Source organism: Spirosoma sp. (assembly GCF_026391055.1).
GTDB lineage: Bacteria > Bacteroidota > Bacteroidia > Cytophagales > Spirosomataceae > Spirosoma.
Window position 1 is genome coordinate 91,221 of record NZ_JAPLET010000017.1, and the last position, 20,737, is coordinate 111,957.

The 20,737-nt window shown below is 54.0% G+C and carries 15 protein-coding genes; 5 read left to right on the plus strand and 10 right to left on the minus strand.

Annotation, left to right across the window (positions count from 1 at the left end; translation table 11 throughout):
* Positions 1 to 81 precede the first annotated feature (81 nt).
* The 5 genes from NT073_RS09240 (at position 82) to NT073_RS09260 (ending at position 5,033) form a co-directional block, all read left to right on the plus strand.
* A complete protein-coding gene (locus tag NT073_RS09240; RefSeq protein ID WP_297372147.1) occupies positions 82 to 1,404 on the plus strand; it encodes a Gfo/Idh/MocA family oxidoreductase in 1,323 nt (440 codons plus the stop codon).
* A gap of 32 nt (positions 1,405 to 1,436) precedes the next feature.
* Entirely contained in the window at positions 1,437 to 2,459 is a 1,023-nt protein-coding gene (locus NT073_RS09245; RefSeq protein ID WP_297372150.1) for a Gfo/Idh/MocA family oxidoreductase, read from the plus strand.
* 74 nt (positions 2,460 to 2,533) lie between these two features.
* Complete coding sequence (locus NT073_RS09250) at positions 2,534 to 3,301, plus strand: glucosamine-6-phosphate deaminase (protein WP_297372153.1); 768 nt, start codon at positions 2,534 to 2,536, stop codon at positions 3,299 to 3,301.
* A complete protein-coding gene (locus tag NT073_RS09255) occupies positions 3,298 to 3,531 on the plus strand; it encodes a hypothetical protein (RefSeq protein WP_297372156.1) in 234 nt (77 codons plus the stop codon). The genes NT073_RS09250 and NT073_RS09255 overlap by 4 nt, the downstream gene beginning before the upstream one ends.
* A gap of 194 nt (positions 3,532 to 3,725) precedes the next feature.
* The gene (locus NT073_RS09260) at positions 3,726 to 5,033 is read left to right on the plus strand and encodes a sugar MFS transporter (protein ID WP_297372159.1); all 1,308 of its coding nucleotides are present in this window, start codon (positions 3,726 to 3,728) and stop codon (positions 5,031 to 5,033) included.
* A gap of 148 nt (positions 5,034 to 5,181) precedes the next feature.
* Here the strand turns inward: NT073_RS09260 and NT073_RS09265 are convergent, their stop codons facing one another.
* The 10 genes from NT073_RS09265 to NT073_RS09310 form a co-directional block, all read right to left on the minus strand.
* On the minus strand, positions 5,182 to 8,607 hold the full coding sequence (locus NT073_RS09265) for a HEAT repeat domain-containing protein (protein ID WP_297372162.1): 3,426 nt from the start codon (positions 8,605 to 8,607) through the stop codon (positions 5,182 to 5,184).
* Between the two features lie 313 nt (positions 8,608 to 8,920).
* The gene (locus NT073_RS09270) at positions 8,921 to 10,150 is read right to left on the minus strand and encodes an OmpA family protein (RefSeq protein WP_297372165.1); all 1,230 of its coding nucleotides are present in this window, start codon (positions 10,148 to 10,150) and stop codon (positions 8,921 to 8,923) included.
* Between the two features lie 3 nt (positions 10,151 to 10,153).
* Positions 10,154 to 13,039 carry a tetratricopeptide repeat protein gene (locus NT073_RS09275; protein ID WP_297372168.1) on the minus strand — a complete coding sequence of 962 codons (2,886 nt, stop codon included), beginning with the start codon at positions 13,037 to 13,039 and terminating at the stop codon, positions 10,154 to 10,156.
* 11 nt (positions 13,040 to 13,050) lie between these two features.
* Complete coding sequence (locus NT073_RS09280; protein ID WP_297372171.1) at positions 13,051 to 14,193, minus strand: hypothetical protein; 1,143 nt, start codon at positions 14,191 to 14,193, stop codon at positions 13,051 to 13,053.
* A gap of 22 nt (positions 14,194 to 14,215) precedes the next feature.
* Positions 14,216 to 15,220 (minus strand): vWA domain-containing protein, encoded by a 1,005-nt coding sequence (locus NT073_RS09285; RefSeq protein WP_297372175.1) that lies wholly within the window; start codon positions 15,218 to 15,220, stop codon positions 14,216 to 14,218.
* A 13-nt stretch (positions 15,221 to 15,233) separates the two neighbouring features.
* On the minus strand, positions 15,234 to 16,199 hold the full coding sequence (locus tag NT073_RS09290) for a hypothetical protein (protein WP_297372178.1): 966 nt from the start codon (positions 16,197 to 16,199) through the stop codon (positions 15,234 to 15,236).
* A gap of 12 nt (positions 16,200 to 16,211) precedes the next feature.
* The gene (locus NT073_RS09295) at positions 16,212 to 16,757 is read right to left on the minus strand and encodes a hypothetical protein (RefSeq protein WP_297372182.1); all 546 of its coding nucleotides are present in this window, start codon (positions 16,755 to 16,757) and stop codon (positions 16,212 to 16,214) included.
* Positions 16,758 to 17,186: 429 nt separating this feature from the next.
* Positions 17,187 to 18,455, minus strand: coding sequence for a caspase family protein (locus NT073_RS09300; protein ID WP_297372185.1), 1,269 nt, complete (start codon positions 18,453 to 18,455; stop codon positions 17,187 to 17,189).
* Positions 18,456 to 18,504: 49 nt separating this feature from the next.
* Entirely contained in the window at positions 18,505 to 19,722 is a 1,218-nt protein-coding gene (locus NT073_RS09305; RefSeq protein WP_297372188.1) for an OmpA family protein, read from the minus strand.
* A gap of 263 nt (positions 19,723 to 19,985) precedes the next feature.
* Positions 19,986 to 20,669: a hypothetical protein gene (locus NT073_RS09310; RefSeq protein WP_297372190.1), complete on the minus strand. Its 684-nt coding sequence runs from the start codon at positions 20,667 to 20,669 to the stop codon at positions 19,986 to 19,988.
* Positions 20,670 to 20,737 lie beyond the last annotated feature (68 nt).

The window sequence follows — 20,737 nt, forward strand, 5'->3', positions numbered from 1 at the left end:
CATTGTCTTACAGCCTTTCTATCAGGGTAAAACAGGTTACTAAATTTCTTTACTGTTTACCCCTTTAACGACATCCATCTCATGGCCATCTTACTTCCTCGACGCGAATTCATCCGACAGGCCACCGCAGCGAGCGTCATGCTGGGCGCTCCTGGGCCCCTTATTCAAACCAATGGCTCAGCCGCCGAAAAAGTGGTCGTTGGCATCATGGGTACCAACGGGCGGGGTGAAGCCCTTGCCCAGGGGTTTGCCAAATTGCCCGGTGCCGAAGTGAGCTATATCTGCGATGTCGATGAACAGGCGGTTGCCAAAGGATTGAAAGCCGTTCAGTCGGGCGGGCAGAAGAAAGCCCCAAAAACCACCGGCGATTTTCGGCAGATACTCGATGACAAATCAGTCGATGCGCTGGTCATTGCCGCCCCCGACCACTGGCACGCACCAGCGGCTATCCTGGCCCTTAAAGCGGGCAAAAACGTATACGTCGAAAAGCCATGCAGCCACAACCCCCGCGAAGGCGAATGGCTGGTACAGGCGGCTCAGAAATACAAAAAAGTGGTGCAGATGGGCAACCAGCGCCGGTCGTGGCCCAAAGTGGTCGAAGCCATTAATATGGTGAAAGAAGGCGCCATCGGTCGGGCGTACTTTGCCAAAGCCTGGTACGCCAATACCCGCGTGAGCATCGGCCGCTGCAAACCCGCTCCCGTACCCGCCGGATTCAACTTCGACCTTTGGCAGGGGCCCGCCCCACGTCGGGAATACCGCGACAATATTCACCCCTACAACTGGCATTGGTTCTGGCACTGGGGCACCGGCGAACTGCTTAACAACGGCACCCACTTCATCGACCTGTGCCGCTGGGGCCTGGAAGTCGACTACCCCACGGAAGTCAACTCGGTAGGTGGACGATACGCGTTCGAGGACGATTGGGAAACGCCGGACACGCAGCTGACCAACTTCGCCTTCGCTAATCGAAAAAGCATTTCGTGGGAAGGCCGGAGCTGTAACGGACGCAACGTCGAAGGGATTTCAGGCGGGGTGGATTTCTACGGGGAGAAAGGCACGATGGCCATTCAGGGCAACGGCTACACCCTCTACGACAACAAGAACAAAGAACTGAAAAAGGTCAGTGGCGACTCGAACCAGGTCACCGCATCGGGGCCGGGTTTCGATATGGACGTCGACCATTTTGCCAACTTCCGCGATGCTATCCGAACGGGAGCGCGACCAGTTTCGTCCATCGAAGATGCCAACAAAAGCGTGTTGCTGTGCCAGTTGGGCAACATTGCCCACCGCGTAGGCCGCTCACTAAGCTGCGACCCTGCCACCGGACGCATTAAAAACGACCCCGATGCCATGAAACTCTGGGGCCGGGAATATGATCCGGCCTGGATGCCGGTGGTTTAATAGACCACCCCCAACCCCGCTCTAACTTCAATATGCCAACACGACGAACCTTCATCCGGTCAACTACTACCCTTGGCTTAGCCGCCAGCTTTTCCGACCTGACAGCTATAACCAACACGCCAACAGCCGATAAAGGCCGGATAGGTATTATCGGGCTGGATACATCACACAGCACCGCGTTTACAAAGCTCCTCAACGACCCAAACTCGGGGGCGGATCTGGCGGGTTTTACGGTAGTAGCGGCTTACCCACAAGGTAGCGCCGACATTGAATCCAGCACGAAGCGCATTCCCGGCTATACGGAAGAGGCTAAAAAGATGGGGGTAGAGATTGTCAGCTCCATCCCAGACCTGCTCAAAAAAGTGGATGTCGTCTTACTGGAAACCAACGACGGCAGGCCGCATCTAGAGCAGGCCATGCAGGTGCTGAAAGCAAGAAAACCACTCTTTATCGACAAACCTGTTGCCGGTACGCTGTCCGATGCCGTGACGATTTTCCGGCAGGCTAAACAGATGGGTGTTCCCATTTTTTCGGCTTCCTCCCTGCGGTATTCGGCCAGTGCCCAGGCGGTTGCCAAAGGGTCGATTGGGACCGTTTTGGGCGCCGATGCGTTTAGCCCGGCCCATCTGGAGAAAACCCACCCCGATCTGTTCTGGTACGGCATTCATGGCGTCGAAACGCTGTATACGGCCATGAACACTGGTTGCAAACAGGTCGTTCGGGTGCAGACTGATGGGACCGATGTAGTGGTGGGCACCTGGGCCGATGGCCGGATTGGTACGTTCCGGGGAACGCGGACGGGCAAAAACGAATATGGCGGGATGGCCTATGGCGAGAAAGGCAACGCCCCCCTCGGCCCGTACGACGGATACCGCCCGCTGCTTGTTCAAATAATTGAGTTTTTCAAAACTGGTGTGCCGCCCGTCAGTGCGGAAGAAACGCTGGAAATTTACACCTTCATGGAAGCCGCCGACGAAAGCAAACGGCTCGGCGGAGTGCCCGTTCTTCTGGAAACCGTACGACTGAAAGCCGAAAAACTGGCAAAAATCCGGTAATTGTCTGGGCTAAGCTCCAGCTTGGCCCTTGTGCATAAGGTAAATGGCCAATCTCTGGATTGGCTCAGACAACTATGAATCAACCCATAAAAACAGCACAGGTCGACGCCCTCAGGGTTAATGTTTACCCAACCCGACAGGAAATGGGGGCATCGGCCGGGCAGGCCGTTGTTGAAAAAATCAACGCCTTGCTGGCCGGAAAACCGACGATCCGAATGATTTTCGCTGCGGCCCCCTCGCAAAACGAACTGCTGGCCTATCTGGTCCAAAGCCCGGCTATCGACTGGTCACGCATCGACGTTTTTCACATGGACGAATACGTGGGTTTATCCGAGAAGGCTCCGCAACGGTTTGGTACGTTTCTACGTCAGCACCTATTTGACCGCGTAAAGCCCCGAACGGTGAATCTCATCGACAGTGGGGCCGATGATGCCGAACAGCAATATGCCAAACGCCTAACCGAAGCGTCGATTGATATTGTTTGTCTGGGTATTGGCGAAAACGGGCATATAGCCTTCAACGACCCACCCGTTGCGGATTTTGACGACTCAGCCGTCATTAAGCGGGTGCAACTTGATGACGTTTGTCGGCAGCAGCAGGTCAATGACGGTTGTTTCCCAACATTTGATGACGTGCCCAAAGAGGCTCTCACCCTCACCATTCCAACGCTTATGGCCGGAGAAAACCTGTTTTGCGTGGTGCCTGGACCAACAAAACGCGACGCCATACATCGGATGATGACCGGTCCTGTTGCCACAAGTTGCCCGGCGTCCGTTCTGAGAACCCACCCAAACTGCACCTTATACGTCGACGAAGCGTCCTTCGGCAATGCCCTGCCATGATGCCGCTGGACCAAAACCCCACTCTGCTGGTTCTGTCCGGGATTCATTGCAAGACCTACGAACCGGTCGATGTCAAACCGCCCAACTGGGCGTTGCTACAATCATTTATCGACGCATCCGGCGGGCGTATTCGCCTGGTTATGTTGTCGCCCGAATGGACCGGCTCGGCTGATTTATCCGGAAGTGTATTGAACACGGCTTGCTGGTGGCCATTCGGGCGACAGCGTTAGCATAGGTGGTTTGCTCGCCGGAAACTACCGGTTGGCGGGGCGGTTACGTTGACCAACGAAGGTAAGCTGCATCTGGCGGCTTAACCATGGTATCCCGGCAGATTTGGTATTATGCCAGAGGGATAAAATTATTAAAGCATATAAAAAAGGGTATGACACAGACCGGGCCGCCGGAGCGTATTCACAAACAAAATATGAACACATCCATAGACTCCAGGACTCTCAGCTCACGCGACACAACGATCTCTATCGCCATCATCGGCGTGCTATTTTTTGTATTCGGGTTCGTCACCTGGGTCAACGCCATTCTGATCCCCTACTTCAAAATCGCCTGTGAACTGACCAACTTCCAGTCGTACCTCGTCGCCTTTGCGTTCTACATTTCCTACCTGGTGATGTCGGTGCCGGCGTCGCTGTTGCTGAAGAAAGTCGGGTTCAAACGCGGGATGATGGTGGGCTTCTTCACCATGTCGCTGGGGGCTATGATTTTTATACCGGCCGCGTTGAGTAGGGCATATCTGGTTTTCCTGACGGGTTTGTTTACCATCGGCGTTGGTCTGGCCATATTACAGACAGCCGCCAACCCGTACATCACGGTGCTGGGTCCGCACGACCGGGCCGCCCAACGCATCAGCATTATGGGCATCTGTAACAAAATGGCGGGCATTCTGGCCCCGCTCCTGTTTGCAGCCGCCATCCTCCGTCCCACCGACAGCGACCTATTCAAGCAGTTGCCGACAATGGAGCCCTCCGTCCGAGCGGCTGCACTGGATGCCTTAATTCGGCGGGTGATTGTACCTTACTCGGTGGTCAGCGTGGTATTGATGGGGCTGGGTTTATTGATCTGGCGGTCGCCCCTGCCTGAAATCGACACCGAACAGGAGAGCGACGATCTGGCGATAGCCAACGCCGACAAGACCAGTATTCTGCAATTTCCGCAGGCCGTGCTGGGCGCCGTGGCCATCTTTTTCCACGTAGGCGCTCAGGTCGTTGCCATCGACACCGTCATTGGGTACGCCACGTCGATGGGCTTATCCATCCTGGAAGCCAAAGTATTTCCGTCTTACATTCTGACCGCGACCATTACGGGCTATATCATCGGTATCAGTGCCATCCCCAAATGGATTCGGCAGGTCAACGCGTTCCGGATTTGTACATTTCTTGGGCTGATCTTCAGCTTGTTGTTATTGACCACCAGCGGGCGCGTCACCCTGCTCGGGCATACCACCGATATTTCCCTGTGGTTTCTGATTAGTCTGGGGCTGGCGAATTCGTTGATTTGGGCGGGTATCTGGCCGCTGGCTCTCGACGGGCTGGGCCGTTTCACCAAAGTGGGGGCGTCTTTACTGATTATGGGTCTGTGCGGCAATGCCCTGATGCCGCTCGTCTACGGCCACTTCGCCGATGTATATGGCACAAAACTGGCCTACTGGTTGCTGCCGGTCTGTTACAGCTACCTCATTTTTTACGCAGGGTATGGGCATACGATTCGGCGGTGGTAAAAAAAGCGGTGCCACGGTTTAGAACCGTGGCACCGCTTTGACCTGCCTTGTCAGTTTCGTAAAACTGACAAGGCAGGTTTGAGATGGCACCGGCCACACCCGGCCTGACACCACATCGGGAACTCTGCCTTACGCGAACACACTACCTCTAATTATTCTCTTTCAGCGTCGCCAGAAAGCTGACCACGTCGCGGATTTCACGTTTCGTAAGCAGGTACTTCATTTCGGGCATACTTGAAGGTGAGTTGGTACGTTTGGCGATCTGGTCTTTCTTGATGGCTACGTCCGGCTGGTCGCCCACTTTGACGGATACATCGGTATTGGTTTCGCCCTGGAGTATACCGCTGACGGTTTTGCCATTTTTCAGCTTCAGCGTGACCGTTCCGAAGCCCGGTGCCAGTCGCGCGCTGGGGTTGATGAGGGCTTCAAGCAGCTGCTCGCGGGTGAGTCGGCTGGCAACGCCGTTCAGACGCGGACCAGCATTACCACCCAAATCGTCGTAGGAATGGCACCGGATACACTGAGCCGTCTGGTGACGGAAGAAAATCCGACGACCTAAGTCCGGCTCACCTCCCATCAAACTACCCTTGAACGAAGCAGCCAGCGCATCGGGCGACATTTTATCGTTGATCGCTTTGTACCGGGCCGCCAACTGGGGCGATTTGCTGCTCTCGATGGCCTCGCCCAGCTCCAACTGTAATTCAGCGGGGAGCGAACCAGCCTGTAATTTAGCCAGCAATGGGTCGAACGCTTTCTGCGAATTTTTGACCGGCAATTTACCCAATGTGAGCAGAGCGGCCTGCTTTTCTTCCGTCGTTCGGTTGGCGATCACGTCGGTGAGAAGCGTTACCATCCGGTCCTTGTCCATCGTGGTTTTGCTCAGCAGATCAAGGCCTGCAACGCGAACGCCTTTTTCTTTATCGGCCATTGCCACCTCAATGGCTTTGCTCTGTTGTGGGTCGTTCAGGGAAGTCAGTGCCCGCAAGGCAGCAATACGAACGGCCGGTTCTTTATCCTCGTTCAACCGGATGAACAAAGCGGAACCGGCTTCTTTCAGGCCCATTCGCTCAATGGATTTGATAGCACTGAGCCGCAGGGTTTGGTCGGCGCTTGACACCAGTTTGATAAACGCATCGCCCGTTTTGGTTTTCAGAGCGGCTACATCACGATTAACCACGCCCCGGTACCGGCCATCGACCCGATCCAGCACCGATGGTGAGGCCCAGGTGCTGAGTGCATCCATGGCTTCGGCTCGCATCGCTACGGGGCTGCCTTCTTTCTGGGCATAGGCCATCAGCGTTTGCATGGCCTCCGGCGTACCCACCCGCAGATTGGCGTTGATGGCCCGGCGAATGAGAGGTTCGTTAGTAAAACTCGTCGTTTGCAGGACTTTACCCAGTGCTGGTAAAGCTTCGGGAATCGACAGGTCGTCGTTGATGCCACGAGCGGCTTCGGTTACGACAAACTCGTCTTTATCGGCCAGGAAGCTGGCAATACCCGGATTATTCATGCGCCGAAGAGCCACCACAGCGGCAATGCGTACCGCCCGCGATGGACTGCTGGCCAGCGCAATAACAGGTTCTGCTTTTCCGATCCGGGCCAGGGCCAGGCTACCCGCATGACGGATGTAAGCATCTTCGTCGTTGTTGGCTTCCAGCAGTTGAATGATGGGCTGAATGGCGGGTTCGTAGGCGATTCGTCCCAGCGCTTCGGCGGCAAAGAACCGCGCCCGGCTGTTGCTGTCTTTCAGTAACGGAATCAGGGCCGCACCGGCTTCTTTGTAGCGAACATCGCCCAGCCATTTGGCAGCCTGCGCCCGAATTTCGGCGTCACTATCCTGAAGCAACGGCATCAATAACTGACCATACTGTTTATCCTGACGGGCCAGTTGACTAATGCCCCAGATACCATGCACCCGCGCCAGTTGGTTGCCGGTTTGCTTGGTCGATGCGGTCAATACTTCCACCCCTTTGGCACCTCGTTTCACCAGTTCAAACTGGGCTTTCTGCCGGACACGCATGTCGGGGTTCTTCAGTAAATCACCCAGAGACGCTTCCGAACGGCCCGCAAATTTCTCGGCCAGCAACGTTTGAGTTAACTTCCGTTCGGCAGAACCGGCACCGGCTTTATCGTCCAGTTTCCAGATGCGACCGTAATCTTTGGTGTCCCATCCGTTGATCCAGTCGGCAACGTACAACGCACCGTCGGGACCGAAGTCGATACCGGTCGCCAGCACATTACCCAGCACCCGTTTCTCTTCGCCCAGCTCAAACGAAGCACCCTTAGGCTTTAGTTTGAACGCATGAATACCCGACTTGGCCGGGTTTCCGACAAATTCGGCCACGAAAAACATGTTTTTGTAAGCGGGGCTCAACGCCGTGCCGGGGTTGTATTTCATACCGGCGGGGCCGCTCACGTAGTTGGTAATGGTGGGAGTAATGTAAGCCGCCTGCCCGTCAAAACGGGGTTTATACATCTGCTCGTCCATCCACACTTTGTAGGTATTGTTGCGGGGGTCGCGGTATTTGCCGTACTGCCAGTTGCTGCGCCAGCCCGTATCGGAACCGTTCACGATGTAGACCAGCCGCTCTTTTTCGCCCGGATGATCGCCGTCGTTGTCCTCGCTGATGAGGTTACCGTATTCATCGAAAACGAACTCGTGGACGTTCCGAACGCCATGGGCGAACACTTCAAAATCGCTGCCATCGGGGTTGGAACGCACCACCACACCACTGTTCGGGTGTTCCCATTTCTTGCCGTCCGGGCCTTTACCGTTGAAGCCAATGTCGCCAATCTGCCAGTAGATTTTCCCATCCGGCCCCATCTCAATACCCGACATACCGTGACCGCTAAAGCCTACGTGAATGCCATAGCCGTGCGAGATCGAGGTTTTTGTTTCGGCGATCCCGTCACCGTCTTTGTCCTGCATCCGCCACAGGTCGGGCGCAACGGCCACGTACAGATCATTGCCATGAGCCATTACGCCCCCGGCAACGTCGGTGACTTCGTCGTGAAAATCATCGACGACCAACTGCGTCATATCGGCCACGCCATCGCCGTTGGTATCTTCAATCCGGAAAATATTTTCCTTCTCCACCGTCATGTCGCGCCAGTCGTGGGAGCCGTCGCCATTGACATCTTTCAGCCATTCGTTTTTCTTGCTGTTTTCGGGCGATAGTACCCGGTGCAGGAAGGCCCGTTTATCTTCGACCGTTTGCAGGCGATTGGATTCGATTTCCCAATCCTGATGCGCCCGAATATCGAATTCAGAATTTTTCTGTCGGTTGGTTCGAGTGTAAAACAAGCGCCCGTTTTCGTCAATATCAATACCGATGGGGTCGGCCACCAGCGAATCGACGCCCCACAGACTCAGGCTCAGCCCCTGGGCCAGCTCGGGGGTTACGGTGGCTTCAATGGCTTTGGCTAGTTGGGCCGCTTTGGCGGGGTCCATCCGCTTGATCCGGCGATTGATCGGGTCTTTCTCGACCTGATAGCCCAGCAGACAGAGCGTAGGAACCAGCGCGCCGAGCCAGAGGAGTTTTTTACCGGTCAGGCTAACGTTGCTTTTTTTCATGTTAATCAGGAGTAAAACACATGTAAGACAGGAAAGCTGATTCGCAGGCTAATGTAAGGCTGCTGCCGGAGCTGTGCTTCGTACAGCAGCCTTGTTTTCTTAGATCATAACGATGGTGAAATTCAGCATTCTGTTTACTGCTTGAAAGCCATTTTCGGCCAAACGCTACTTTAATTTATCAAATATGTTTTGCCCATTTATCTTCCTGGTGAATTTATACCGACCCGCTGTTGACCCGGCCGGTATCTGGTACGGGTTGCCTATCGCCCAGTTAATGACACTCAGCCAATGACCTGTTTTGGGGTACGCCCGTTTAATGAAAAAACAGGCACACCCGTCTATTGAACCGGCGATTTTCTTCGGTATCGTTGGGTGCGGCCGGGCATTTTGCGCCCTTGGCTTCCAGCCTCAATCGCTCCTCGGATACCCCTTGCTGCCTTAGATAAGCCCGCGTACTTCTTGCCCGAAATTCGGATAGCGTCAGATTTAGCCGTAGGTCGCCAATGGCATCGGTGTACCCAACAAGTAGAATCGACTGCTCCGGACGCCGGTGCAACTCGCGTGCAATCCGGTTCAAGGTTACTTTCGCCGAATCGGTAAGCTCATAACTACTTTGGGGGAAATAGATAACACGCCGGCTAACCGTTTGAGGCTGGTCGGCCTCCAGAGGCACATAACCGGTAATCCCTTCGGCCACATGAACGGGCTCACGAAGTAAATCGCCGTTGGGCTTCATACCCGTTAACTGGTAGTTCCCAGGTGGGGCCGCCCCCAAAAAATGAGTCTTGTCAATGGGTGTTAACGGGTATACGTGCCCCCCTTTGGTAGCGGTTAATCGCAGGTTACTGGCCCCTGGCAACCTGACCATCAATACCGTAGGGGTTGGATTTAGCCGAATTGTCAGCACCACGGGGGTATCGCTGTCGGCGACGACCACATTGCCCAGGTAGGGCTGATAAGCCTTTGCGTTCACCTCGATAGCGACAATATCCGAAGCAATCAATTTCAGGTGTTGATTACTGGTTGTATAACACGCTGGCCCGGATAGTTTGGTGGAGAACAGACAGAGCGTCGCCAGCACGGGGCGATTCGTCAAGGCATCGGAAACAAGAAACTGAACGGGGGCACGGGCCTGGTGAAGCGTATCGGCGGTTAACCGGAGAGGGCGCTGTTCTGACTGAAAGTAAGGTTGGCTGGCAGAAGGTTTGTCGATGGGAACCAGCGGGATCACCACCCGAAAAGAGAGCGAATCGCTCACCCTGCCCGCCCAGTGAACCGGCACGGTTATGGTTCGATAGCCGGTACTTTTCAGTACAAGGCTGCGGGCACCTTTAGGCACAATACCGGTAAATCCTGCGGCCGAAAACGCCTGTTCAGCGATTGTTTGCCGGGCGGAATCGACCCACTGATAACTACCGGGCAAGGGCTGATGCCACCGATGATCCTGTACCTCGCCCTGCAACCGGATGACCTGCGCCCGAACTTCGTTTTCAGTGCCCTGGAGTAGATAACTGAACACCAGCAATAAACAAAGCTTTGGCATAAATCATGGGCGGTAGCGATTGATAAGCTGTTGGTAAGCCGCTGTTTTCCGAAAATCTTTTCGAACGAAATCCAATAGCCGGTCTTTTTTCAGAAATTCTTTCGGGATACCCATCTGCAGGGCTTTCTCCAGTTGAGCCAGAGCTTTGCTATCGTCATTAGCCTGCAAATGAGCACAGGCCAGCACATACTGGATCTTCGGGGCGTTTTCGGGGGAGACGTTCGTTGTCGAAAAACCGGCGAGTCTGGTGTTCATGGGCAACTGCCCCGTCCGGACCTGTGCATAGGTGCGTAAATAAAAACATTCATCCGTACAGGCTACCCCATCGTATTGCCCTACTTTATTTAACTCGCTGAGGGCCTCCAGGTATTTCCCCAGGGCCATCAGACAACGCCCTTTGCCAAGCGCCACCACGTTGGCCAGCAGATGATCCCGGTCCACTTCCTGGCAGTGGGTGTATTCCTTCAGGGCATCTTCATATTTTTCCCGATGCTCGATCATCAAGGCCAGCGGCAGGTAATGAGCCGCTACTGTGGGCTCCAGTTGAACCGCTTTGTTGTAGTCGTCGCGGGCGCGATCTGGCTTGCCAATGGCTTCGTAGGTTCGCCCCCGTTCCGCATAGGCCGATGCCCAGTCTTTAGCGACGGACAGGGCCTCTTCAAACTGGTCGAGGGCATCGTCGTATTGCCGAAGGGCGTAGGCGCATTTGCCCGACAGGTAATACGTTTCGGCGAAAAAAGTGGGCGGATAGCGTCTTTCGAGCTGCCGACGCAGGTTACGCACAGTCGACAGGATTCCCTGCGCTTTGTCGTACTGATGCAGCGCCATGCGAGCTTTGGCCTCACCGAGGGCTGCTTCGTACGAGGTTGGCAGGAGCGTCAGAGATTGGTTAAAGTCGTCGACAGCTTCGGCATAGGCCGCTTTCCGGAGTTTTGTTAAGCCCCGCTGATAGAAACTCAGGGCATTGGTCGGATTATACCGGATGGCATTCGTCAGGGCGCTATCGGCCTCGTTAGTTTCGCCACGGCCAGCATGGATTTTACCCTTCGCAAGCCAGGCGTCGGCATAGTCGGGTTTTATCGTCAGGGCAATGCTCAGCAGGGTCAGGGCTTCGGGGAGTTTCCGGCTTTGCAGTACCTGTTCACTTTGTGCATAGAAAGCCTCCGCCAGGGAGTCGATGCGGCTGCGGGTGGCGGCATCCAGCCCCAGTTCGATGGACCGGGCAAAGTCAGCCCCTGCCAGCGCATATTGTTTCAGGCACACCTGGGCGTATCCACGGTGAAAATAAAGCATGGGTTGCCGCCGACTCCGGTTGATTCCTTCGGTAAAGTCGGCTGCTGCTTTCTCGCAAAGGCCGGTTTGCTGGTATAAAACGCCCCGCAGCTGATAGTAAAGCGGCTTCTGGTCACTAATTCGTATGGCTTCGTTATAATCGGCAAACGCTTCGGCGATTCGGTTGGTACGAATACGATACGTAGCCCGGCGCGCCCTAAGATCGGGATTGGTGGGGTCGACGGTCAGGTAGACCGATAAATCGGCGGCTGCTTTGGGGAAGTCGCCCATGCGGGCGTACAAATCGGCGCGGGATTCGAGGGCGTCCAGATTCTGAAAGTCGAGTCGTATCGACTCATTCAAATCCTTGAGAGCATCTTTATACTCCCTGAGCTGCGTGTAGCATTTGCCCCGCCCCAGGTACCAGTCCGAACTATTGGCGTTGTTTCCCGGCGTTTTGTTCTGCTTCCGGTCTTCCTCAATCAGGCGATTATAGTCTTTGAGCAGTTCCCGGTACTGGCCCGCCGAAAATCGTTCGTCGAGTTCCGCTTTTCGACGGGCTTTTACGATCAGCTCTTTAATTTGACCGGTTAAATTAACGGAGTCGGGCTGCAGGTCAGATAGGCGCTGCATCAACGCCAGCGCTTCGGCATAGCGCCGTTTCCGCAGGGCCAGGTCGGCGCGTTTCCGCATTTCGGTCATCGAGTTCCGGGCGCGTTCTTCCAGCACCCGCTGAATCCGAAACATCCGTAGTTTGGGCGTCAGGTCTTCAAATGGCTTTTGTTTTTCGGCCTGTTCATAGCGTTGCAGTGCCGTTTCCAGATCATTGGCGGCGAAGGCTTTTTCCCCCTCTCCGAGCAGTTTCTGGTAAGCCTCCAGTAGGGCTTCCTCGCGTTCCCTCTCGGGGTCGACGGGTGCGATTGCGACAAGCTGTGCAGAATCCTTCCCGTTCTTTAGCGAATCGGTGGCTGCCGTCAATTGCCGGGGAGCGGCTTCTTTAAGCGGAACATTATTCAGCAACCGATTCGTTGAATCGGCCTGTGTCATGAAGGCAAGCCGGGTGATCAGAACGGCCCATTTCGTACCCGCCCGATCGGCCCGTACTTCGGCCACCCGCCGAACCGGCACGTATGGCTTGTCGATCTTGGTGTGTTTTCCGCTAAAGAACGACGTATAAAATACTTTGACGTACAGCGAGTTACCTTTCTTGAGATCCGAAACCGTAATGCCGGAGAACTGAATACTGCTTTGGCTTGCCTTGGCATAGAGCAAATCGAAATTAGCCAGGTATTTTTCGACAGACACATCCAGAACGGTACCAACGGCGGCCCGGCTGGGGCTGATGTCATCTTCCACGATTACGTCTTTGTCGGCAAAGAGCTGGTTTACGCCAGGCGAAAAACTCTCATTGATAAGAGCATTTCGTTCGGCCTCGCCCAGGTCGGTCAGGCTCAATACATTCAGCAAGTCATTCAGTCCCCGTTCAACTTTCCGGCGGGCCAGCAGCTTCACTTCGTCATTGTCGCGGATGGTCAGTTCCTGAGCGAGCGACACCGACGACCCGCCGATGCTGCCCAGCAGAACAAGAATAAACCAGTAGCGGGTTGGGTAAGCCATCGTCAGGGGTTTTACTGGGTGGTCACTACGCCTACGTTACCAAGCAGCACATCCCATTTGCGTTCTCCCCGTCCTTCCTGTTGTTTTTTGTAGGGGGTAAGCATCACATCGACATCTTTCTCGGTGATGTCGCTATACTGAATTTCGCCTTTGCCGTTGAGGCCCGAAAACCGCTGTTCTCCCTTTATTTTACCGTAATAGTTGCCATCGTCTTTCTGGGTCAACTCCTGCACATACTGAATGTCGCCCCATTCGAGGGATACGCTTTTGTAGGGAATCAGCTTGAGCCGGATCAGGTAATCTTTGATCTTGTAGGTATTGGGTTGCCCACCTCTTATCATGGAGCTAACCTGAATGACGGCATCGGGCCGGAACATTTTTATAACCTGGCTGATGGCTTTATCTTTTTGCCCGGCATCGGCAGTTTTGTCGGCAATAACGCCCAGCATGACCGCAAACTCCTGCACGAGCCCCAGCCCCTGCGCCCGGTAATCTTTATACTCGGCATCTGTCAGTTGCAGGGGCGTTATTGGTTCAGTTTTGGTTTTTACGGGCTTGTCGGCTTCACTGGTCCGGTCTTCTTTGGGTGCGGGAGCTGGCGGGGTGGCGGGCGTTTCTTTTTTGCGTTTGGGCTCGTCGGCCAGCAGGTTGGGGTTATCGCACAGGAAAGTGGCATCGGCAATTAGCTCGTGCTTGCCACTCTGGTAGAAAATACCAACCAGGTCTGATTTGGGCAAACTCGATGCGGCACCATCCAGCGTCGTGTAGTTCACAACATCCCCCTGTGCATACGCTACCTTGCCATAAATGACCTCCGCCGGAATGGCCCGAATAATGATGTCGCAGGGGGGCGAATCGGTGCCATTCATGAACTGATCGATACGCTGGTCGCGCTGGCTGGCTGGCTGGGCCAGTAGCTGATTCATGCACAGAAATCGCCCGCGGTGGTTGACCACGGCGATCACCTTGTCGGCACCGTACGAAAACCTGACGGTCGATTCACCCTTGGCTACCCGCAGCGTGACTTTTTCGGGCGTAATCTCGGCGAGTGTACCAACGGCATTGGTCAGATCGGTGAGGTAAACAACATCCTGGGCCTGGGCGAGGTGAGCGCCCAGCCAACACAAGAGGAACAACGTACATAGCTGTTTCATGATGAGTCTGATTAACGACAGTTTATTTTACTTTCACCCAGAAAGGCACCTCCAGGGGATCTGAATTGGGAATCGAGAGCCTGATGGTGCTGGTCACCACCTCGCCCGTCCGCCAGGTACCGCTGCTGCGTACAATGGCCCATTCGGTCCGATACACCTGCCCTTTCCCGCGCAGCAGATTACCGAGCGTTCCGAATGAGGTTACCAGTTGTTCGGCATCCTTGGCATAGAAGAAAGCCCCGCAGGTTTCGGTAGCCATCCGCGACAGCACTTCCACATTCACACTCCCCGACAGGCCAATGGTGAACAGGGGAATCCCTTTCTGCTGGGCGTTGGTGATACAGGCATCCAGATCACCCGATGCCTGACCGTCGGTAAAAACGATAACCGCTTTGTTGGAGGTAGGGGCATTTTGTGCGGTGTAATTGGTAGCCAGCACCGTAGCTTCGTACAACGGAGTACCGCCGGATACCCTGCCGGACAGGCTATCCAATGACTTTTTTATTCCCTCTTTTTGATTCGTAAATCGACTTCTCAGGGAAAAGTAATAGTCATTGTAGCCCGAAAAAGTCGACAAGGCTACCACATCGCCGGTACCGATATAATCCATGAATATTTTTCCCGCCTGAATGCGGAGATCGTCGGGATCGGTATCGGCGATACTACCCGACTGGTCCATGAGCATCATGGCCGAATAGCCACCGGCTTTGGCGGTGAGCGCCGTAGACGTTGTTTTCAGCAGGTTGTAGGTGCGGTTGTAGTCATTTGGAATGCTGAAATTATTTGCCCCCAGGCCACTGATCAGGCGCCCGTTTTTATCGACAGCATAAATATCCAGCCGCATGGTCAATGTGGCGGAGCCGGGTGCCCCAACAAACATACAGCCGGTGGTTGCTGCCGATGGCTTTCCCTCAATGGTGGGCAAGGGCGGTAAGGGCACCTCCACCTCCCGGCTGCAACCCCAGGTGAACAGAAAAACGCTGAAACACATCAGCAGAAAAAATTGAACGAACCTTGACGTTTTCATGATCTGGACAGATTTATTTTTTGACTGCGTTGAAGCCAATACCCAGTCGAATACTGGCAATGTTCACCTGCTCATTGAGGCTTTGATTGAAGGCGGTATAGCTCAGGTTATTCACGTTCAGAAACTGGTACCGAATGCTGAGGTCCAGCAGTAAAGACCGGGCCATAATTTCGCAGCCTACGCTGGCCCCGTAGGTGATCGGCATGGCGTTTACCGACTCATTGGCGGGGGTTGGGTGGTTGTCTGACGTTTTGACCGAGGAGAACAACAGGGTGACACCGCCTTCGGGCATCACGTAAAAACTCCCAACCGGGTAAAATTTAAGGCCAAGCTGAACCGGAATCTGGGTAAGTTTCTTGGTTTCATAAAATTCCGAAATACTGTTTCGGGTGTATTTCCGAACCAGTTCCCAGCCATAATACCCAGCCGTTGCCGAGACCGCTACCCGCCGGATAAACCGGTAGTCGAAGCGCAGACTGGCTCCCACATTTTGGGTCATCCCGAATCCGGTGGAGTCGTTTAGCCAGGCTTTGCCTTTGTTGATAAAATCCGGATAATAGGCAAATTCCGGCCCGATTGTCAGGTGTATTCGGGCAAACCCACCGGGGTTTGTGTAGCTTGCCGAAGGAGCCGAGTCGTTTTCCGACAAAGTCGGTGTCGGTCGGGTCCTGTCGGGTACGGGTGCTGCCGTTGCGGTGGGTTGGGGCGTCGTCGTGCCCGTTGGTACCTGACCGGCCGGTGGTGTGATGATTTCGGTACTACCATCGCTGAATACGATTTTCCAGACCTGAGTCCGGGCAATGGTTTTCTTTAGTTGAGGGGCCGAAGGCTCCATGTACACAATGTCGGTGTCGGTCAATTCGTCGATTTTCACGTTGATCGGGCTGCGGTCAAGTTTATAAAGAACATCGGTTTTGGATGTTTGAGCCCATGTCAGGCTGCTAACCAGCAAAAGCCAGCAAAAGAGAACTATTTTCATACTTGATGGTTGTTAAAGCTTGATGCGGAATTTGCCGTTTGTCAGATTGAGGGTCTTCCCGTCGCTGGCTCTGGCGGTGAGCGATAAAGTGCCCTCGGCATAGCCCGGTGAATTCAGGGCGGTAAATGTAACGGTACTTTCCAGGGCACTGGTCAGCGCATACTCCCGAACAACCGGCGACAAAATCGTACCGGCGATGTAGCTTATCTCGCCCGAAACAGCCCCTGTTTTGCTACTGAGCGTGCCTACCTTCGGCTTCTTTACGGTAATCGAAATCAGATACCCTTCCGAGGGAGAAATCTCCAGAATCCCACTCATGTCGAGGTTGTATGACCCCGTTCCGTAATCTTCGTAGGAAGTAACGGGATCCGACCCGATCAACTCTTTGCCGTTGATGAACCCGGAGATAAACTCATCGCCCTTTGGCTTAATGGTATCGTCATCGTCGCTTTTCGATCCCGTACATCCCCACAAACAGGACGTAAATACCAGAACCAGTACCCGAAGCCACTTAAGAAAACCTACTGTCAAGGAACCAGTTAATCGACCTTGTCGCATACTATCAGCATTTATAAGGTGTGGAAAATGAATTATGTTATTGTTTTTCGGCGACCTGAGCCCGGGTACTCTTTTGCCTTTTTAGGGCCATGTCTGGTGAGGGGTGGCTCAGACAACAACGTCAAGGCACTTCTTTTTCATAGTGCGTAATCCATTAAGTTTGATTGAGAACGATTGCCGGTCTCGCAGCAAGTGCCGGGATAGTCGGGTTGGGTTATTCCGGGGTAACTCAGTAGTAAATGCCCGGCAGCGGGGCTTAAGTAACGGTGAACGATGTTTTTTTTTAGCAACCCCTAAACTCCAGCCTGCCCGGTGGCGCGTTCCGGCAAAATCATCCTAACGACAGTGTATATACGCAAGCTAAGGGTCAGGGTTTTTAGGGCGTGTCTGTGTTGTCGCTGATGATAGTCGTTTATGTTAAAATTCCGGTCAATCGGGACGACGGACGAAAATAAACTCTCCTCCCTCGTCGCCCGATTGCTGAATGTAGCCGTACATGGGCACCTGTTTCAGGCTGCTATTGTTGATTACGGCCTCCCGCATACTGATAAACAGTTCGCTGGCTGTCAGGTACGGTTTTGTGTTTTCTGTCAGACGCTTGACCAGGTAATCGATGAACACACTCTTATCCGGCACGACGGTACTACCCGAACTGGTTATGGCCCTACGGCTGCGTAAACTATAGAGTTTCTCAATGGCTTTCGAGGGTTCTATGGCGGTGCCCCGTGTCGAAATAAGTTCGCCACTGAAGCAGGCATCCGACACCACCAGTACGTGCTGGCACGGAAACCGCCGGAGTTGATCCCGAATGGTACTGTTGCTGAGCCAGTCGGCTTCAGAGTCGTTTTCGGCATCGGACGGGAGCCAGTATCCCTGCTGACTTTTCTTTTCCTGCCGCCCATGACCGGCGAAAAAGATCAGCAAATTATCGTCTTTTCGCAGTTTGTAGGTCAGCTCGTCGAAGGCGCGCAGAATCACTTTCCGGGTCGGGTTGTTGAGGGTGGTGATGTTGCGGTCGGTAAACATATACTGACCGATCAGCACCTGTTTAACATTGGCGGCATCCTGAATCGGGAAGGTTAAATCAGGCAGTTTTCTATCGACGTATTCATTCACGCCAATAATGAGGGCGTAATATTTTCCTTTAAGCGGGATTGTTCCGGCCTGTTCCGGTTTTTCCGGTACCGTTTCGGGCTGTTGAACAGCAACGGTGGGTTTGGTTTCGGAAGCCTCTTCATAAAACTGGAACACCCACATATCCTGCTGTTTACCGTCTTTAGTATTAGCCGTTTCTACTTTCAGGTTTCGGCGCTGGTAGAGGTTCATGAGCCGGCCCGACAGGGTTGTAAACGGTCCCTGGTCCTGAAAATCAAACTTACGGGTTAGCTGAACTTTGAGGTTTGTGGCATGGTCCGGGCTGTGGGTAACGTAGGTCAGTGAGCCGGTAGCGCAGTAATTAATGGCTTCTTCGTACTCATCGCCAAATACATCGGCCTGTATCCGTCCGTACCGGTAACACGAAACGTCCGACGCTTTGTAGGCCCCCCGGTACTCGAAACCATTCGCCCTGAGGATGATGCCCCGCCTGGCGACAGATGCGTTGAACACTTCGAGAACCTGCGCGATACTCAAATGCTGGGCAGTTGCCAGACCGGGGCAGCTCACCACAAAGCAGTAGATCAGTAGTCGTTTTATCATCGGACGGGTACAGGATAGACACGCAAAGCAATGACATTAGCCCGGCGGGCTATTTGAGTACATACCCAACGCGCAGGGCAAACAAGGGCAAAAAACCAGCACCCAAACTATAGTCACTGTCTACCCCCACGGCGGTCAGGCTTAGCCCAAGGGCGGGCTCCAGCGATATTTTTTTGTTAAAAATCCATTGATACCCGGCAATTCCTCCCAGTTGAACGATGGATAAACGGTCGACATAGCCATCTAAAGCCCTGTCACTCAACTGCCAGTACAATACGGTTGGCGCTACCCAGAAACCTTCCGGAGCCGATTTGGGACTGTCTTTGATAAGTCCGTAAAACCGGTACTCCCCTTTCAGCCCAAGGGCCGTTACGCCCAGCCCCAGGCTGTAGAGACTAATTGATCCGTAAAGGGAGTGCTTGTTGTTCAGCACATGCTCATAACCAAAATTAGACAGGGGGGCATACTTAATAATAGACCTGACCGTCCCGGTGGATTCGACCCTCGCCGTTGGCTCAACAACCGTTTGTTTGACCTCCCGGGATTCGGCAGGGGATCGGGTATCTCCGCCATTTCCTGATCCACTGAGGACAATCGCATCGGGCCGCCGACGGCTGCCGTCCGGATACTCGATGTAGTCGATGCCCGATACGGGTACCTTCATTAAGGGTGCACCGGCATTCTGGCGGTAACTGATCGTTCGGCCATCGGCACTCACAACCACATAGGTGGCGGCTATTTTCCGACCGCTTTTGGTCGTCAGGTTGTATACGTCGCTGGTCAGACCGATGAATTTCATTTCGACCCGGCGGTTCTGCGCCCGTCCTTCTTCGGTTTTGTTATCGGCAATGGCCTGGGTGCTGCCATAGCCAACGGCCCTGATCCGGCTGGTGAGTATGCCTTTGCTGATCACATAGCGCATGGTGGAAGCCGCCCGTTCCTGCGACAGTTTTACGTTGGCTTGTTTATCGCCTACATTATCGGTGTGGCCCCCAATTTCCATCACGACCGTTGGCATCCTGGTCAAAAACGTGGCAATGGTATCCAGGTATTGTTTATCGCCCGGCGTCAACTGGCTGGTCCCACTCACATAATGAATAGTCCTCAGCCTCAGCTTTTTATCTTTAACAGCCTCATAGCCGTTGGTTTCCAGCTCTTTAATAACATCATCCAGCTCGGAGTGCCGCGATGCGCTGGGGGCCTGGGCCGGGGCCGTATGGGCACTGATCCAGATCAGAAAAAAAACAAGTAGTTGTGTTGGTTTCATATCCGTCAGGGTAAGTGGAAGAGGTTGACAAAAATGCATGGGTAAGCATTCATAAAATGATGTGGATAGATGGGTAAAATATCAAGTGTGGATAGAAGTAAGCCTGTTAACATAGGTATATGTCCGGCCAGACCGAAATGTCACGCTAGAGGCAGAGAAATTTTTTATTTTTTTTCACAGCCGCTGTAAATATCCTCCCAGGGCATTTACAGCGGCTGCAACCCGGGCAGGCAACCGGACAGAAACGGTTGGTTCGTTACAACCTAGCGAGTAAGCTGACTGACGGCCTCCCGCATCGGCACCCCAATTCGGCCACCCGCGTCGGTAGTGGCCAGCTTATCGCCGTCGAGCCAGATACGACCCGTGTTGACCGGGATAAGCGTTTGATCGCCCGCATCGCCGGTTTTTTCTTTCACCACGAATGCGTATTGAAAATTACGGATGCCCCCGGCGGTTACCTCACCCGATATAATAGACACTGTTTTGTAGGGCACTCCGCGAGCGATACCGGTATCTTCCGAAAAAATGGTAAACAACGTACCGTTTCCCGCAACAAAGGCCCCTTTGCCCGTGCCCGTGTCGGAACTATAATTGGTGTAGTCGTACGAAATGGCGTTGGTCGTGTTCTGGCCATAAAATTTGTAGACATAGTCATTGATTACATCGCCTGCCTCAAACGAGTCATCTGATCCGTACGGACTCAGGAGTGTGTAGGGCGAGGCCCGAAAGGTGCCGTTAAGCTTAGGGGGCACCTTCCCTTCGTTGATAACCATGCCCCGCGAGCGCAGGTCGTTGATAATGGCATCCGGTACAATTTTCCGGATGTCGGCAGAAAAACCTCTGGTCGGGTCGTCGGCCACTACGGTTTCTTTCTGGCAGGAAGTAAGTACGCCAACAGACAACGTCATGGCGGTGAGCAGGGTGCGGAAGCGAGTTGTTGTTTTCATAAAAAGAATTGGATGAGCTGGTTTGTGTTTTCCGGTGAAGTGAAGCGAACTACCGCGTCCGCCTGACA